11 protein-coding genes and 1 pseudogene are annotated in these 17,026 nt (G+C 70.1%); 3 read left to right on the forward strand and 9 right to left on the reverse strand.

Going from position 1 to position 17,026, the window contains the following annotated elements:
* The first annotated feature begins 1,118 nt into the window (after positions 1 to 1,118).
* Complete coding sequence (locus OV079_RS17830; protein WP_267769993.1) at positions 1,119 to 3,698, forward strand: hypothetical protein; 2,580 nt, start codon at positions 1,119 to 1,121, stop codon at positions 3,696 to 3,698.
* Positions 3,699 to 4,081: 383 nt separating this feature from the next.
* On the opposite strand, the gene OV079_RS17835 is transcribed toward OV079_RS17830, so the two are convergent.
* From OV079_RS17835 to OV079_RS17855, 5 genes are all read right to left on the reverse strand, one after another.
* The gene (locus tag OV079_RS17835) at positions 4,082 to 4,801 is read right to left on the reverse strand and encodes a choice-of-anchor L domain-containing protein (protein WP_267769994.1); all 720 of its coding nucleotides are present in this window, start codon (positions 4,799 to 4,801) and stop codon (positions 4,082 to 4,084) included.
* Positions 4,798 to 5,847 carry a DUF4215 domain-containing protein gene (locus OV079_RS17840; protein WP_267769995.1) on the reverse strand — a complete coding sequence of 350 codons (1,050 nt, stop codon included), beginning with the start codon at positions 5,845 to 5,847 and terminating at the stop codon, positions 4,798 to 4,800. Before OV079_RS17840 ends, OV079_RS17835 begins: the two co-directional genes overlap by 4 nt.
* A gap of 354 nt (positions 5,848 to 6,201) precedes the next feature.
* The gene (locus OV079_RS17845) at positions 6,202 to 7,974 is read right to left on the reverse strand and encodes a DUF4215 domain-containing protein (protein ID WP_267769996.1); all 1,773 of its coding nucleotides are present in this window, start codon (positions 7,972 to 7,974) and stop codon (positions 6,202 to 6,204) included.
* 195 nt (positions 7,975 to 8,169) lie between these two features.
* Positions 8,170 to 9,957 (reverse strand): DUF4215 domain-containing protein, encoded by a 1,788-nt coding sequence (locus OV079_RS17850; RefSeq protein WP_267769997.1) that lies wholly within the window; start codon positions 9,955 to 9,957, stop codon positions 8,170 to 8,172.
* Between the two features lie 394 nt (positions 9,958 to 10,351).
* On the reverse strand, positions 10,352 to 12,136 hold the full coding sequence (locus OV079_RS17855) for a DUF4215 domain-containing protein (protein WP_267769998.1): 1,785 nt from the start codon (positions 12,134 to 12,136) through the stop codon (positions 10,352 to 10,354).
* A gap of 5 nt (positions 12,137 to 12,141) precedes the next feature.
* Between OV079_RS17855 and OV079_RS17860 the strand changes: the two genes are divergently transcribed.
* A complete protein-coding gene (locus OV079_RS17860; protein ID WP_267769999.1) occupies positions 12,142 to 12,288 on the forward strand; it encodes a hypothetical protein in 147 nt (48 codons plus the stop codon).
* Positions 12,289 to 12,461: 173 nt separating this feature from the next.
* Here OV079_RS17860 and OV079_RS17865 read toward each other — a convergent pair whose 3' ends face one another.
* The 4 genes and pseudogenes from OV079_RS17865 to OV079_RS17890 all read right to left on the reverse strand — a co-directional run bounded on the left by OV079_RS17865 (position 12,462) and on the right by OV079_RS17890 (position 15,441).
* Entirely contained in the window at positions 12,462 to 12,947 is a 486-nt protein-coding gene (locus OV079_RS17865) for a ComEA family DNA-binding protein (protein WP_267770000.1), read from the reverse strand.
* Between the two features lie 61 nt (positions 12,948 to 13,008).
* A pseudogene (locus tag OV079_RS58110) lies at positions 13,009 to 14,283 on the reverse strand (aspartate kinase); the annotation flags it as partial.
* Between the two features lie 64 nt (positions 14,284 to 14,347).
* Positions 14,348 to 14,593 carry a (2Fe-2S)-binding protein gene (locus tag OV079_RS17885; RefSeq protein ID WP_267770004.1) on the reverse strand — a complete coding sequence of 82 codons (246 nt, stop codon included), beginning with the start codon at positions 14,591 to 14,593 and terminating at the stop codon, positions 14,348 to 14,350.
* 113 nt (positions 14,594 to 14,706) lie between these two features.
* The gene (locus OV079_RS17890) at positions 14,707 to 15,441 is read right to left on the reverse strand and encodes a pyridoxine 5'-phosphate synthase (protein WP_267770005.1); all 735 of its coding nucleotides are present in this window, start codon (positions 15,439 to 15,441) and stop codon (positions 14,707 to 14,709) included.
* A 183-nt stretch (positions 15,442 to 15,624) separates the two neighbouring features.
* Between OV079_RS17890 and OV079_RS17895 the strand changes: the two genes are divergently transcribed.
* Complete coding sequence (locus OV079_RS17895) at positions 15,625 to 16,980, forward strand: FAD/NAD(P)-binding protein (RefSeq protein WP_267770006.1); 1,356 nt, start codon at positions 15,625 to 15,627, stop codon at positions 16,978 to 16,980.
* Positions 16,981 to 17,026: the final 46 nt, after the last annotated feature.

Raw genomic sequence — 17,026 nt, forward strand, 5'->3', positions numbered from 1 at the left:
GAGCCGACGCCGGTCGAGCCTGCCCCCGAGGACATGTCCGAAACGCCAGCGCCTTCGGGACCTGGCCCAACGGGCAGCCCGCTGACCCGCCCGGCGCCCACCCTGGCGCCGCCCCCCGCGGAGGGCGAGGTCGCGGTCGAAGCGGAGGCCGAGGCCGACGCACCGACCCCTGCCCCGGCGCAGGACGGCCAGATCTTCGCGCCGATCGCCACCACCGAGCCCAAAGCCGAGCCGGAGCCCGAGCCGCAAGAAGAGGCTTCGCGCTTCCTCAAGGGCAAGAGCGTCCCGCCGTTCTGGATCGATCGCACCTACACGACGCACCGCACGCGCGCGCTGACGCTGCCGCCGCTGTTCTTCCACCGCACCGGCGCCGCCAACCACCCGGAGAAGCTGTTCCACTTCGACCTGTCCCTCACGACAGGTTGGTACAGCCAGCGGACCGCGAAGCGGCGGTGGTTGTCGCCGGCGATCCTGTTCTTCGGCTCGTTCAGCGAGCGCACCACCGGCTGGGGCGCGGTCGCGCTGCTGATGGGCTACAAGCGGGTCGGCGAGCAGTACAGCTTCGGCCAGTTCCCGTTCGTCTGGCGGTGGGGCAACAAGTCGGTCAAGAACCTGGTCGTCGTCCCGTTCCACTACCACCAGAAGACGCCCGACAGCCTGCGCGGCTTCTCGGCGGTGCTGTTCTGGTACGGCCACAAGAACACCACCGACAAGGACCCGCTCAACGACCTGCGCTACTTCGTCGGCTTCCCGCTGTTCTACCGCGTGACCCGCGGCCCGAGCACGGTCAACGTCGGCGTGCCGCTGTACCTCGGCGGGCAGAACAAGGCCCGCGGGCTCAAGTGGCACACGGTGCTGCCGTTCGTCCACTGGCAGTCGAGCGAGTACGGCAACCGCAAGGACCTGTGGACGCTGCTGTACGTGCAGCGCAGCGACAAGGCCCGCAGCCGCCGCTCGTGGGCGGTCCCGCCGCTGCTGACGTTCTCGCACCAGACCCCGACGCGCAAGCTGTTCTCGGCCACGCCGCTGGTGTGGCGCTCGAGAACCGCGACCGCGGCAGCGTCGCCTGGTCGGTGTTCCCGTGGGTCAGCTACCGCGACCCCGAGCAGCGCAACCGCGTGCTCTTCCCGCTGTTCTGGCAGTTCGGCGACGTCAAGGCCGGCGTCACCAGCAGCGTGTTCGTGCCCCTCGTCTACGCGCGCAAGAGCCCGCAGGAGACGCGGGTCTACACGCTGCTCGGCGGCGGTCGCTCGGGCAAGAACGGGCGCTGGGGCTTCGGCATCACCCCGCTCCTCACGTTCGTGCGCAACGAGCCGGGCGGCAAGAGCTTCCAGGTCGTCACGCCGCTGTTCGGCCACTCGCACGACCCGAGCGCCTACGGCGGCAAGGGCGAGCGCACCGTCTCGGCGGCGGTGCTCGGCTACTACCGCCGCCGCGGCGAGCGCTGGGACGCCGGCTTCGCCCCGCTCGCGTTCGTCGGCCGCGACGGCACCCGCTCGTACCAGACCATCACCCCGCTGTTCTGGCACCGCCGCGACACCGACCCGCAGCACCCGAGCGACCTGTGGGTGCTCGGCCCGGCCTACGCCAAGAAGGTCAAGTCGGGCGGCCACGGCGGCCTCGCCCCGCTGGTGTTCGCCGGCCGCGACGACAAGTTCCGCTACGGCATCGTCCCGCCGCTGCTGTTCGGCCACGTCCACGACGTCGAGGCCCAGCGCTCGCGCACGGTGTCGCTGGTGTTCGCCCGCGACAAGGGCCCCGACCACCGCACGCTCGGCGTCCTCAACCTGTTCTGGGACGTGAAGCGCCCCGCCGGCGAGCGTCACACCGCCCTGTTCCCGCTGTTCTACCGCCGCCACGCCGAGGGCAAGACGCTCACCCTCACCCCGCTGGGCGGCGCCTACCGCACGCCGGAGCAGCGCACGTGGTCGGCCGCCGCGCTGCTGTACGGCTTCCGCGGCTACAAAGATCCGACCCGCCGCGGCTTCGGCCTCATCCCGCTGGTCTTCTACGATCGCCGCAAGGTCGAGGGCGGCGTCGCCAGCAACCTCGTCGTCGCGCCGCTGTTCGCCCGCCACCGCGCGCCCAGCGAGGACCTCGACATGTGGTCGCCGCTGGTCTGGCGCACGGCCACCCGCGGCGAGAAGCCGCGCAAGAACCTCGCGGTCATCCCGTTCTACTTCCGCCAGCGCCAGCCCGACGGCATCGACGTCGACGCCGGCCTCGTCCTCCCGTTCTTCTACAGCCGCGACAAGGTCCGGCGCACGCACACGCTCATCGCCGGCCCGGCGTTCCACCGCCTCACCCGCACCTCGCTCAACGCCGGCGTGGTGCCCGTCTACTGGTGGCACGACTCGGTCGAGAAGCGGCGCCTGATCTCGCTGCCGCTCATCTTCCACCAGGCCGACAAGAACAAGCTCGAGCACACCACCATCGCCGTGCCGCTGTGGTTCGACCGCCGCCGCGCCAACGGTCGCCGCTCGTGGGTCGCCTTCCCGTTCGTCGTCGGCGTCAAGGGTCAGTTCAACTTCACCCGCTTCAGCCTGACCCCGCCGATCTTCTTCGACATCTTCCGCCTCAACAAGAACTACCGCTTCACCGGCGTGGTCCCGTTCGCGTTCCGCTACCAGAAGTGCGGCTTCCGCGAAGAGGACGACGATCGTTGCCGCTACACGCTGTGGGGCTCGTGGCCGCTGTTCCTCTACGGCAAGGACGGCAAGGGTCGCACCAGCCACGGCGCGCTGATGCTCTACTACTTCGACAAGGACCCGGGCGGCCGCCGGTTCCTCACCCTGCTGGGCGGCGCCAACGTGCGCCCGGGCGAGCGCCTCACCTGGTACGCGCTCAACTTCGGCCACACCACCACGCGGCAGTTCAAGACCACCGTCTTCTTCCCGCTGTTCTTCCGTAAGGCCTACCGAACCAAGGACCGCAGCACCACCGTCGTGCTGCCGCCGCTGTTCGTCGGCGCCCGCCGCGAGGACTACCGGTGGTTCCAGGCCGGCCTGATGGTTTGGAACTTCCGCCGGCCGCACAAGGTGACCACCGTGGTCGCGCCGCCGCTCTTCTACACCGCGCACAGCTACGCCGAGCGGCGCATGACCTGGCTCCTGCCGCTGTTCCTGCGCGACAACAACTGGGCCAAGGACACCAACCACCAGCGTCTTCCCGGCCCTGCTGTTCCAGCGCCGGCGCGGCCAGGACAACGACTGGGTCCAGTTCCCGCTGGTCTGGCACATCGAGCGCGGCGAGAACTCGGGCACCTTCGGCGCCTTCATGTGGTGGGACATCCGCCGCAAGGGCCGCATCACGCAGGTCGTCCCGGCGCTGTGGGCCCGCCACCGCGGCCGCGGCCGCGACACCCAGGTCGTCGGCCCCGGCCTCGGCTGGTGGTGGCGCGACGAGCAGCCGATCCGCGACGCCCAGGGCGAGAGCATCGGCACCAAGAAGGGCCTCCACTGGCGCGCCCTGTTCGGCATCCTCGGCGGCGGCAACGACGGCGTCCAGCGCTACTTCTCGCTGTTCGGCGGCCGGATCCCCCTGCGCCCCAAGGCCGTGTGGGAGCCCCGCCGCAAGCGCCTCAAGGCCGCTCAGCCCGCCGCCCCCAAGGCCCTGCCCGCCGCGGCTCCGGCCGGCCCTGTCGCGCCGGTCGAGAAGAAGCCCTGAGCGGCGCGAGCGCCGAACGGGCCTGCGCGTAGGGGCATGTCCCCGCGAGCATGTCCTTGCGGGCATGTCTATCTAGACATGTCCCATCAGCGTATCCACGGGACCTGCTCCCATGCGGGCGCGTCTCGCCTGCGCAAGGCGTGACCACGCCCCGACGCCCGTGAGCTGCCGCGTGCCGCGTCGGCGCCTGACGCGGCGAGCTCGGCGTCTTTTCGGCGCACCTCGGCCCCTACAGGACGGGCGGCGCGCGCCGAGACGCCGCCCACCGCGCCTCCATGGCCCGCCGCGCCGCTGGAGGGGCGCTCCGCGGCGAGCGCCCGCTCCCCGTTGCCGCGAGCAACTCCCCTCGTTAAACGGCCCGAGGGCCCCGGAGCGGCGCTCGGAGCCCTCGTCGTGCGCGCAGCGAGGCTGCGGCTCACATCGGCTGGACGCCGCAGTCGTCGACCTCGCTGGGGACGCAGCCTTCGCAGTCCCAGCGGAAGTTGTCGAGGAGCGTGGCGGTCGACAGGTACTCGTCGGACATGTCGGCCAGGAAGAAGCCGACCGTGATCTCCGCGCCGGGCTGGACGCCGCCCTTGGCGGTGAACCAGTCGGAGCAGGCGTGCTGCTCGAAGCCGGTGCCGGACAGCTGCGGCTCGTTGTAGGTGTAGCCCGGGCCGTCGAAGTACGGGTCGAGCGCGGTGATGGAGATCGGCAGGCCCTGCGCCGGGTTGTTCGGGTTGGGGATGAAGGTGACGTTGCCGCTGTACGGATCGACCGGCGGGTTCTGGTTCGGGTCGTCCGGGGTCGGGTCGACCTGGTAGGCGATCAGCAGGTCGTTCCACGAGGTGCCGACGTAGGTCGGCCACTCGGCCGAGCAGAACGCGAACTCGAAGGTGTAGCCGTAGGTCCCCGGCGGCACGGTGGTCTTGAAGCTGAAGTAGATGCGGTCGTTGCCGTCGGCGTCCGTCATCTCCCACTGGGCCTGGATGGTGTCGGAGCAGTCGTTGTCGCCGGCCCCGTTGTCGCAGTTCTTGAACGGGGTGCCGCCGGCGCCGTTGTTGCTGCCGTTCTTGGCCTTGAAGGGCAGCGGCAGCGGGGCGTTGTCGGGGTTGCCGTTGTTGGTGGTGCCCTGGTTGTTCGGCGCCTCGATCACGACGCCCTCGGCGTTGGGCGTGGCGATCTCGCCGCTCGAGATGATGAGGAAGGCGTTGCCCTCGCGCGGGCTGTAGAGGCGCTTGTTCGGGGTCTGCGGGTCGTTGTCGTGATCGAACGTGTAGTTGCCGTAGCCGCGCGCGACCTGCCGCTGACGTCGACCGGGTTCGAGTGCTGGAAGTCCGTGGTGAGGATCGAGTTGTTCGGCGCGGCGTTGCAGATGCCCATCGCCTTGAGCATGTTGTTCTTGTCGCCCTTGTTGGTGACCACGTCGGCGGCGTCGTCACACACGACGTAGTCGGCGGGCGCCTGGCAGTTGGCCGGCTGGTACGGGGTGCAGTTGTTGAGGCAGAAGTCGTTCGGGCCGCCGTTGACCTCGTTGCCGTCGTCGCACTGCTCGCCCCGCTCCTTGATGCCGTTGCCGCACTCGACCGGCGAGAACGTGCAGTCGGGCTCGCACCCGTCGCCGGGCTCCTGGTTGCCGTCGTCGCACTGCTCCGGGTCCTCGACGGACCCGTTGCCGCAGTCCTGCTGCGGTGTGGCGGTGAGGCAGTCGGCGCTGCACTCGTCACCGTCCTCGGTGTTGCCGTCGTCGCACGCCTCGCCCAGCTCCACGGTGCCGTTGCCGCACACCGCTGTGATCGTGCACGCGGGCTCGCAACCGTCGCCCGCGACGTCGTTGCCGTCGTCGCACTCCTCGTTGCCCTCCTGCACGCCGTTGCCGCACTCGGGCGACGCCTCGGTCACGCCCTCCGTCGTGGTCGTGGTGGCATCGGTGGTAGTGGTGGTCGCGTCCGTCGTCGCGGCGGTCGTGCCCTGCGTGTCGCTGTCGCTGACGCCCGTCGTCGGCGTGGTCGTCGTCGGCGTGGTGTCGCTCTCCGAGTTGCTGTTGCTCCCCGGCGTCGGGTTGTTGCTGGTGGTGTCCGTCGAGGTGTCACCCTCGGTCTGGTTGCCCGACGCCGTGATGTTGTCGACGGCGTCACCGCAGGCCGCCAGCGCGGTCACGCAAAGCCCGGTGGAGAAGAGTCGAAGCACGGAAATCTTCATGGTCATGGTCCTGGGTTCTAAGGTCGTGGCCGACCGCACGTGGGCCTGGCCGATCGCACGCCAGCGTTTCCCATCCGCCCCTTCATTTCAAGGGCGTAAGTCCGCCGTACGCGACGGCGTCGACGGCGTCGCAGGCCGGCCTTGGGCGCAGGTCGTAGGCCTCACATCGGCGAGACGCCGAGCTGCGCGGCGCTCCGGGCTCGATGGCCACTTCGCCCGCTTTCCGTCGGACGCGAGGATCGAACGAGGCGATCGTTCGCCTCACTCGCGGCGCCGCTTCCGGCTCGCCTCGGGCGTGAAAAGGGCGCGCACGTCGCCGTGCACGCCCCCTTCGAGCTCACGCTCCCGCGACGATCACATCGGCTGGACGCCGCAGTCGTCGACCTCGCTCGGGACGCAACCCTCGCAGTCCCAGCGGAAGTTGTCGAGCAGCGTGGCGGTCGACAGGTACTGATCGGACATGTCGGCCAGGAAGAAGCCGATCGTGATCTCGGCGCCCGGCTGCACGCCGCCCTTGGCGGTGAACCAGTCGGAGCAGGCGTGCTGCTCGAAGCCGGTGCCGGCCAGCTGCGGCTCGTTGTAGGTGTAGCCCGGGCCGTCGAAGTACGGGTCGAGCGCGGTGATGGTGATCGGCAGACCCTTGGTCGGGTCGTTCGGATCGGGGATGAAGGTGACGTTGCCGCTGTACGGATCGACCGGCGGGTTCTGGTTCGGGTCGTCCGGCGTCGGGTCGACCTGGTAGGCGATCAGCAGGTCGTTGAACACGCTGTTGACGTAGGTCGGCCACTCGGCCGAGCAGAACGCGAACTCGAAGGTGTAGCCGAAGGTCCCCGGCGGCACGACGGTCTTGAAGCTGAAGTAGATGCGGTCGTTGCCGTCGGCGTTGGTCATCTCCCACTGCGCCTGGATGGTGTCGGAGCAGTCGTTGTCGCCGGCACCGTTGTCGCAGTTCTGGAACAGGGTGCCGCCGACGCCGTTGTTGCTGCCGTTGACCGCCTTGAACGGCGCCGGGAGCGGGCCGCCGTCGGGGTTGCCGTTGTTCGTGGTGCCCTGGTTGTTCGGCGCCTCGATGACGATGCCCTCGGCGTTCGGCGCGACGATGTCGCCGTTCGAGATGATGAGGAAGGCGTCGCCCTCGCGCGGGCTGTACAGGCGCTGGTTCGGCGTCTGCGGGTCGTTGTCGTGGTCGAACATGTAGGTGCCGTAGCCCTTGGCCACCTGCCAGCTCTTGTTGACCGGGTTCGAGTGCTGGAAGTCGCTCGTGATGACCGAGTTGTTCGGCGCGACGTTGCAGATGCCCATCGCCTTGAGCATGTTCGTCTTGTCGTTCTTGTCGGAGATCACCTGCGGGGTGTTGTCGCAGACGACGTAGTCCGCGGGCGCCTGGCAGTTGGCCGGGAAGAACGGCGTGCAGTTGTTGAGGCAGAAGTCCTGCGGGCCGCCGTTGACCTCGTTGCCGTCGTCGCACTGCTCGCCCCGCTCCTTGATGCCGTTGCCGCACTCGACCGGCGAGAACGTGCAGTCCGGCTCGCAGCCGTCGCCGGGCTCCTGGTTGCCGTCGTCGCACTGCTCGGGGTCCTCGACGGACCCGTTGCCGCAGTCCTGCTGCGGCGTGGCGGTGAGGCAGTCGGCGCTGCACTCGTCACCGTCCTCGGTGTTGCCGTCGTCGCACGCCTCGCCCAGCTCGACGGTCCCGTTGCCGCACACCGCGGTGATCGTGCACGCGGGCTCGCAACCGTCGCCCGCGACGTCGTTGCCGTCGTCGCACTCCTCGTTGCCCTCCTGCACGCCGTTGCCACACTCGGGCGACGCCTCGGTCACGCCCTCCGTCGTGGTCGAGGTGGCATCAGTGGTGGTGGAGGTGGTGGCGTCCGTCGTCGCGGCGGTCGTGCCCTGCGTGTCGCTGTCGCTGACGCCCGTCGTCGGCGTGTCGGTCGTCGGCGCAGTGTCGCTCTCCGAGTTGCTGTTGCTCCCGGGGGTCGGGTTGCTGTCGGTGGTGGCGTCGGTCGAGGTGTTGCCCTCGGTCTGGCCCACCGTCGCAGTGAGGTTGTCGACGGCGTCGCCGCACGCCGCGAGCGCGGTCACACACAGTCCGGTGGAGAAGAGTCGAAGCACGGAAATCTTCATGGTCATGGTCCTGGGTTCTAAGGTCGTGGCCGACCGCACGCGGGCTCGGCCGATTGCATGCCAGCGTTTCCCATTCGCCACACCCTTTCAAGGGCGTAAGAGCGCGAGGCGCGAGGTCGTGCTCGCGACACATCACATGCTTAGCGCGAAGCGGGCCGCGCCCGCAGGCACGGCCCGCTTCGCACGCCACATCACTCACATCGGCTGGACGCCGCAGTCGTCGACCTCGCTCGGGACGCAACCCTCGCAGTCCCAGCGGAAGTTGTCGAGCAGCGCGACCGTGGTCAGGTACTGATCGGACATGTCGGCCAGGAAGAAGCCGATCGTCACCTCCGCGCCCGGCTGCACGCCGCCCTTGGCGGTGAACCAGTCGGTGCACGCGTGCTGCTCGAAGCCCGTGCCCGCGAGCTGCGGCTCGGCGTAGGTGTAGCCGGGGCCGTCGTAGTACGGATCGAGCGCGGTGATGGTCAGCGGCAGCCCGCTGGCCGGGTTGTTCGGGTTGGGGATGAAGGTGACGTTGCCGCTGTACGGATCGACCGGCGGGACCTGGTTCGGGTCGTCCGGCGTCGGGTCGACCTGGTAGGCGATCAGCAGGTCGTTGTACGAGGAGCCGACCCAGCTCGGCCACTCGGCCGAGCAGAACACGAAGTCGAAGGTGTAGCCGAACGTGCCCGCCGGCACCGTCGTGTTGAAGGTGAAGTAGATGCGGTCGTTGGCGTTGCCGTTCGTCATCTGCCACTGCGCCTGCAGCGTGTCCGAGCAGTCCTTGTCGCCGTTCGGGACGCCGTTGTCGCAGTTCTTGAACGGGGTGCCGCCGACGCCGTTGTTGCTGCCGTTCACGTTCTTGAACGGCGGCGGCAGCGGGACCTGGTTGACGTTGCCGTCGGGGTTGCCGTTGTTGTCGTGCGTCTGCGAGTTGGGCGCCTCGATGACCACGCCCTGGCCGTTCGGCGCGGCGATGAAGCCCGACGACAGCATCAGGAAGGTGTCGCCCTCGCGCGGGCTGTAGAGCAGCTGGTTCGGCGTCTGCGGGTCGTTGTCGTGGTCGTAGGTGTAGCTGCCGAAGCCCTTCGCCACCTGCCAGGTGTTGTCGACCGCCTGCGAGAACTGGAAGTTCGAGGTGATGATCGAGTTGTTCGGCGCGACGTTGCAGATGCCGATCGCCTTGAGGGCGTTGTTCTTGTCGGCCTTGTTGCTGATCACGTCCGGCGTGTTGTCGCAGGTCACGTAGTCGGCCGGCGCCTGGCAGTTGGCCGGGAAGAACGGGGTGCAGTCGTTGAGGCAGAAGTCGTTCGGACCGCCGTTGACCTCGTTGCCGTCGTCACACTGCTCGCCCCGCTCCTTGATGCCGTTGCCGCACTCGGCCGGCGTGAACGTGCAGTCGGGCTCACAGCCGTCGCCCGGGTCGACGTTGCCGTCGTCACACTGCTCGGGTTCCTCGACGCTGCCGTTGCCGCACTCCTGCGCCGGCGTGGAGGTCAGGCAGTCGGCGCTGCACTCGTCGCCGTCCTCGGTGTTGCCGTCGTCGCAAGCCTCGCCGCCCTCGACCTGGCCGTTGCCGCACACCGCGGTGATCGTGCAGGTCGGCTCGCAGCCGTCGCCCTCGACGTCGTTGCCGTCGTCGCACTCCTCGCTGCCCTCTTGCACGCCGTTGCCACACTCCGGCGTCGCCTCCGTCACACCCTCGGTCTCGGTCCCCGTCGAGGTGGTGGTGGTCGCGTCCGTGGTCGTGCTGTCGGTGGTGCCCTGCGTGTCGCTGTCGCTGACGCCCGTCGTCGGCGACTCGGTCGTCGGCTGCGCGGTCTCCGATTCGCTGGCGCTGCCCGGCGTGGCGTTCGACGCGTTCGTCGTCGTGGTCGTGTCGTCGCCCTGAGTCTGGCCCTCCGACGCGGAGGAGACGTTGTTGCCGTCGTCACCGCACGCGCCGAGCGCCGTGGCGAGAAAACCTGTCGTAAGGAGTCGAATGATCGGTCGAGTCGTCATGGTGGTGTCCTAGTCGCAGAGAAGGCGGCCGTCCTCGAATGCGTGGCGGCATCGCCACGATTTCCCATATTTCACGGTTGATCAAGCCGGGACGTCCGCCCGTCCGCCGAACCTGCAGAGATCCGAGCGCAACACCCGACTCTCGTCACTGGACCGCCGTTCGGGCGCAAGACGCACGAACTTGCCCGCGGTCTCCAATCGCGCCTCGTTACGCCTCCGCAAGGTCGCGCGGCCGCTCCGCACGAGCCATTTCAGCGCCGATGATTGGACGTCGCGTTTGTTCGACTCGCTCGACTCGCCGCAATATCACATTCACGAATGTCACAGACCGACGTCGCGACGAAGCGCGCACGTCGCCGTGCGCGCCTCGTCGTGCATCAGGCCAGCAGGCCGATCACATCGGCTGGACGCCGCAGTCGTCGACCTCGCTCGGGATGCAACCCTCGCAGTCCCAGCGGAAGTTGTCGAGCAGCGCCAGCGTCGCCAGGATGTTGTCCTGCATGTCGGCGAGGTAGAAGCCGATCGTGACCTGCGCCCCCGGCTGCACGCCGCCCTTGGCCGTGAACCAGTCGGAGCAGGCGTGCTGCTCGAACCCGGTGCCCGCCAGCTGCGGCTCGTTGTAGGTGTAACCCGGGCCGTCGAAGTACGGGTCGAGCGCCGTGATCGTCAGCGGCAGGCCCGTGGTCGGGTCGTTCGGGTTGGGGATGAAGGTGACGTTGCCGCTGTACGGATCGACCGGCGGGTTGACGTTCGGGTTGTCCGCCGTCGGATCGACCTGGTACGCGATCAACATGTCGTTGAACGAGGTGCCGACGTAGGTCGGCCACTCCGACGAGCAGAACACGAAGTCGAACGAGTACCCGAAGGTCCCCTGCGGCACGGTGGTCTTGAACGTGAAGTAGATGCGGTCGTTCGGGTTGCTGGCGCCGAGGGTCCACTGCGCCTGCAGCGTGTCCGAGCAGTCCTTGTCGCCGTTCGGGATGCCGTTGTCGCAGCTCTTGAACGGGGTGCCGCCCGCGCCGTTGTTGCTGCCGAAGCCGACCTTGAAGGGCGCCGGCAGGGCGTTGTCGTCGGAGTTGAAGTTGTCGCCGTTGCCGACCTGCGAGTTGACGGCGTGGGTGACGACGCCGGCGTTGTTGGGCGCGTTGATCGTGCCGCTCGACAGCATGAGGAAGGCGCTGCCCTCGCGCGGGCTGTACAGCAGCTGGTTCGGCGTCTGCGGGTCGTTGTCGTGATCGTAGGTGTAGGTGCCGAAGCCCTTGGCCACCTGCCAGGTGTTGTTCTGCGCCGCGGCGTCGAACACGAAGTCGGTCACCTGGATCGAGTTGTTCGCCTGCTGGTTGCAGATGCCGATCGCCTTGAGGGCGTTGGTCTTGTCGGCCTTGTCGTTCAGGACGATCGCGTCGTCGCAGTTGACGTAGTCGGCCGGCGCCTGGCACTGCGGCGGGGAGTACGGGGTGCAGTCGTTCTTGCAGAAGTCGTTGGGACCGCCGTCGACGTCGTTGCCGTCGTCGCACTGCTCGCCCGTCTCCTTGACGCCGTTGCCGCACTCGGCCGGCGTGAAGGTGCAGTCGGGCTCGCAGCCGTCGCCCGCGTCCTGGTTGCCGTCGTCGCACTGCTCCGGCTCCTCGACGGCCCCGTTGCCGCACTCCTGCGGCGGCGCGGCGGTCTGGCAGTCGGCGCTGCACTCGTCGCCGTCGTCGGTGTTGCCGTCGTCGCAGGCCTCGCCCGCCTCGACCTGGCCGTTGCCGCACACCGCCGACAACACGCAGCCCGGCTCACAGCCGTCGCCCGCCACGTCGTTGCCGTCGTCGCACTCCTCGCTGCCCTCCTGCACGCCGTCGCCGCAGACCGGCGACGCCTCCGTCACGCCCTCCGTCGTCGTCGCGGTCGCCTCGGTGGTGCTCGACGTCCCGGTCTCCGCCTCGGTCGTGGTGCCCTCGGTCGTCGCCTGCGTGTCGCTCATCCCCATGCCGGTGGTCGGCGAGGTGGTGGTCGGCCCCTGCGTGTCCGAGTTTCCGCCCGGCCCGGCGGTCGTCTCGCCGTCGTCGGTCGTCGCGCCGCTCTCGGTGTTGTTGGCAGTGGCACCCGTCAGCTCGCCGCCGTCGTCGCCGCAAGCGGACAGGGTGGCAGCGCAGAATCCTGCAGTGAGAAGGCGAATGATCGGTCGAGTCTTCATGGTCCGTGAAAATCCTGAATGAGGTGCGCCCGAAACCGAGCGAACTTTCTGCCCGGGCGGCGTCCGCGCCGCGCGAGCGGAAACAACGGCGCCACGATTTCGGACTTCGTCGCTTCGATCAAGCGTCGGCCGACGTGGTGCTCGCAGACTGAGCCGTACGGCACCTGCGGCCAATCCAGGCGCGCACGGGCGCCTCCGGCGCGTTGTCGCTCGCCCGGCCGGAATACGGGTGTGATTAACCTGCCGTCGCGTCTTCACGCGCAGAGTCCGCCAGCGCGCGCAGACGCTCGACATGTCTCTTTCGACATGTACTTTCACACCTGTTCTATGGTTCCTGTCCGCTGATTTCCACGCGCGCACGCGGGCGAACAGCGGTCAGCCGCGTCGGACCGATCCCGCGCACACGGTCCAGGTCGTCGACGGTCGCGTAAGGTCTCCCTTCGACGATCCGCCGCGCCAACTCGGGACCGATCCCCGGCAGACTCTCGAGCTCGCTGGCCGACGCACGATTGAGATCTACGGGGATCGCCAGCGCCTCGAGATCCTCGCCGCGCATGCGGCCCCAGCCGTTCGCGCCGGGTCCCGGCGTCGCCTCGGCGCACAGCGTCGCGCGCGTGACCGCGTCGCCGTGCGACAGCGCGAGGCTCGGCGAGCCGACGCCGCACAGCGCCGCGAGGTCGCGCGGCGCCTCGTCGTCGCAGCGCAGGACGCCGTCGACCTCGACCGCGAAGTCGCAGGCCGTGTAGACCAGCAGCTCCGGCGCGGTCGGCCGCAGCCAGGCGACCAGCGCCACGACGAGCGCGGCGATCAACGCGACTGTCGCCCCGACGCGGACCACCGCAGCCCCTCTCAGGCGGCGCTGCTCGTCGGCCCTCGTGGAGGCCGAACCCGGCGTGCAGGGCCCGCAGGGCCAGCTCGCCGTAGCGCTCGTGGACGACCACCGAGACCTTGATCTCCGAGGTCGAGACCATCTGGATGTTGATGTTCTCGCGGGCGAGGATCTCGAACGCCTTGGAGGCGACGCCCGCGTGGGTGCGCATGCCGACGCCGACGATCGAGATCTTGCAGATGTCGGGGTCGCTGAGGATCTCCATCGGCCCGGCGTCCGGCAGCTCGAGGCTGCGCAGGCCGGCGACGGCCTTCTTGAGGTCGTTCTCCGGCACCGTGAAGGTGACGTCGGTGGAGCCGCCGCGGCTCGCGTTCTGGATGATCATGTCGACGACGATGTCGGCCCCCGCGAGGACGCCGAAGATCGACGCGATGGTGCCCGGGACGTCGGGCACGTTGGTGAGGGTGACCTTGGCCTCGTTGCGGTCGAGGGCGACGCCGGTCACGACCGCGGACTCCAGACTCTTCTGCTCAGACACGATCCACGTCCCTTCGCTCTCGTTCAGGCTCGATCGCACGTGCACCGGCACGCCGAACTTCATGGCGAACTCGACGCTGCGGATCTGCAGCACCTTGGCGCCGAGGCTCGCCAGCTCGAGCATCTCCTCGTACGTGATGCGCTGGATCTTGCGCGCGCGGCTCGACCCGCGGGTCGGTGGTGTAGACCCCGTCGACGTCGGTCAAGATCTCGCAGACGTCGGCCTTCAGCGCCGCCGCCAGCGCGACCGCCGAGGTGTCGGAGCCGCCGCGGCCGAGCGTGGTGATGTTGCCGGCGGCGTTTAGCCCCTGAAAACCGGCGCACACCACCACGTTGCCGGCCGACACCTCCTGGCGGATACGCCCGTGGGAAACCCGAGGATCCGCGCGTTGGTGTAGGTCGCGTCGGTCTGCAGGCCGATCTGGTGGCCGACCAGCGAGATGGCGCGCCCGCCCGCGTTCTGGATCGCCATCGCCAGCAGCGCGGCGCTGACGTTCTCGCCGGTGCTCACCAGCTGATCGAGCTCGCGCTCGTGGGCGCGGTCGCCGGCCCGCTCGCTGGCGACGTACGGCCCCTTGCTGGCGCCGCCCACCTGCCCCTCGCCCTCCTGCGCCAGCTGGTTGGCGAGGCCGATCAGGCGGTTCGTCTCGCCCGCCATCGCCGACACGACGACGACCACGTCCTGACCCGCGCGCTGGGTCGCGAGGACCCGCTGGGCGACGTTGCGGATCCGCTCGAGGTTGGCGACCGAAGAGCCGCCGAATTTCTGCACGATGAGCATGGCTTTCGATCGGGACGCGCAGTCCCGTGCGCCGTTGCTGTACCGCAATTGCGGTGCGAGGGCACTACTCTTTTCGTGTCTTGAACAGCGGTAGCTGGAACAGCGCCTCGGGCGCCCCGCCGTCACGACCGCCGCGCCGCTTCTGGGCCTCCTCCTCGAGGATGGTCTTGATGGCCCCGCGGCAGCTGCCGCAGCCGGTGCCGGCCTCGCAGTCGTCGCCGACCTCCTCGACGCTCCGGGCCCCGCGACGCACACAGGCGATCACCTCGTGCTCGAAGACCGTGTTGCACTGGCACAGCAGCACCCGCACCCCACTGGGATACCGCAGCCGCGGCCGCCCGTCGACGCCCGTCCGCGAGCGCGGGCGCACGCGCGCGCCGGAGCGCGATGGCTGTCTACGAGGACATGTCCCTTGCGCCATGTCTATTCGACCAGGACCGCGATGTAGTCGCGGACGGCCCGGTCGAGGCCGACGAACAGCGCGTGGCTGATCAGCGCGTGGCCGATCGAGACCTCGTCGAGGTGCGGCAGGCGGCTGAACAGCGGCAAATTGTCGAGGTCGAGGTCGTGGCCGGCGTTGATGCCGAGGCCGAGATCGTGGGCCAGCTCGGCGGCAGCGGCGAAGCGCGCCAGCTCGGCCTCGCCGCGGCCGGCCGCGAAGGCGTGCGCGTACGGCTCGGTGTACAGCTCGATCCGCTGCGCGCCGACGTCCCTGGCCCACCGCACCGCCGCGAGGTCGGCCTCGATGAACAGCGACACCCGGACGCCGAGCCCGTGCAGGCGGGACGTGATCGCGCCGAGCTCGGCGCGCGAGGTGTCGGTCGGCCACCCGGCCTGGCTCGTGATCTCGCCAGGCCGCACCGGCACCAGCGTGCACTGGTGCGGCCGCAGCTCCTCGACCATCGCCAGCAGGTCGGGCCGCGGGTCGCCCTCGATGTTGAACTCGATCTGCTCGCGCAGCGGCGCCAGCTCGGCCGCGATCGCCCGCGCGTCGACGGCTCGGATGTGCCGCTCGTCGGCCCGCGGGTGGATCGTGATCCCCGGCGCCCCGGCCGCCACGATCGTCCGCACCGCCGCGATCACGCTCGGGACATCGCCGCCGCGGGCGTTGCGGAGGGTCGCGACCTTGTTGACGTTGACGCTGAGGCGGGCGGCCATGCCGCGCGGATAGCACCGGCGCGCGCGCTTGTCACCTCCCTTGTGTCGCCACCGACGCGCGAGGCCCCGCGCGGGCGCGGCCGGGACCTTCAGGCCGCGCGAGCCGTCGGTCGCCTGGTCTGCGCGAGCTCGGCCGGCGCGTCCCCCGTTGAAGCCGCGCGGCCCGGGCACTAGGCTCGCGAGGTGCCGTCCGCGTCCGCGCCCGCAGTCGTCGTCGTCGGCGCGGGCTTCTGCGGCGCCGCCGTCGCCTGGCACCTCGCCCGCGCCGGCGGCCCGCGCGTGACGCTCGTCGACGCCCGCGGCGAGTTCGGACCCGGCCTGGCCTATCGGACAGCCGACCCGCGCCACCTCCTCAACACGCCCGCCGGACGGATGAGCGCGCTCGCCGACGATCCGGACCACTTCGTCCGCTGGGCCCGGACGCGCGACCCCTCGGCCAGCGGCGGCAGCTTCCTGCCGCGCGGCGTCTACGGCGACTACCTGCGCCAGCTGGTGGCCGCGGCCGGCCCGGCCATCACATGTCTCTCGGGACATGTCGTCGACGTCGCGCCGCCCGGGCCCGCCGGACCGGCCGTCCTCGCGCTGGCCGACGGCACCCGCCTCGCCGCCGATCACGTCGTGCTCGCCCTCGGCAACCTCCCCCCGCGCCTGCCCGCCGGCCTCGACGCCCGCGTCCGCGCCGATCCGCGCTACGTCCACGACCCCTGGACCGCGCCGGGGCCCGCGATCGCGCGGGACGCCGCGGTGCTGGTCTTCGGGACAGGTCTATCGGCGCTCGACCTCGCCCTCGGGCTCGCCGGCGCCGGCCACCGCGGACCTGTGCACCTGCTCTCGCGTCACGGCCTGTTGCCGCAGGCCCACCGCGCCCCGGCCCGTCCGCCCGACCCGCATCCGCCGGCGTACACCGACTGGCCAGCCACGGCGCGTGGGGCCCTGCACGCGCTGCGCATGGCCGCCCGGACAGAGGCGGCCCGCGGCGGTGACTGGCGCGACCTGCTCGCCGACCTGCGCCCGGTGACCCAGGCGATCTGGCGCCGCTGGCCGGCGTGCGAGCGCGAACGCTTCGTCCGTCACCTGCGGGTCTACTGGGAGGCCCACCGCCACCGCGCCGCGCCGGCGACCGCCGCCGCGATCGCCGAGCTGCGCGCGAGCGGTCGGCTACGGGTCCACGCCGGGCGCATCGAAGACATGTCCCTCGGGACAGACGCGATCACCGCGACGATCCGCCCGCGCGGCGAGACCACCCGCGTCCACCTGCGCGTGGCGGCGCTGCTGAACGCCACCGGTCCCGCGCCCGATTCGCGCGACTGCGACGACCCGCTGCTGCGCGCCCTGATCGCTCGCGGGCTGCTGGTGCCCGACCCGCTCGGCGCGAGCATCGCCGACGACGGGGCGGTGATCGACGCGCACGGCCAGGCGTCGAGCTGGCTGCACGCCGTCGGCAGCCTGCGCCGGCCGCAGCTGTGGGAGACGACCGCGGTGCTCGAGCTGGCCCCCCAGTGCCAGGCGCTCGCCGAGCGCCTGCGCGGCCAGAGCTGAGCGCTGGACGACTTGCTGAGCGCCTGTCCCTACGGACAGACACAAC

Origin of the sequence: Nannocystis pusilla (assembly GCF_026626665.1) — a bacterium.
Taxonomy (GTDB): Bacteria; Myxococcota_A; Polyangia; order Nannocystales; family Nannocystaceae; genus Nannocystis; species Nannocystis pusilla.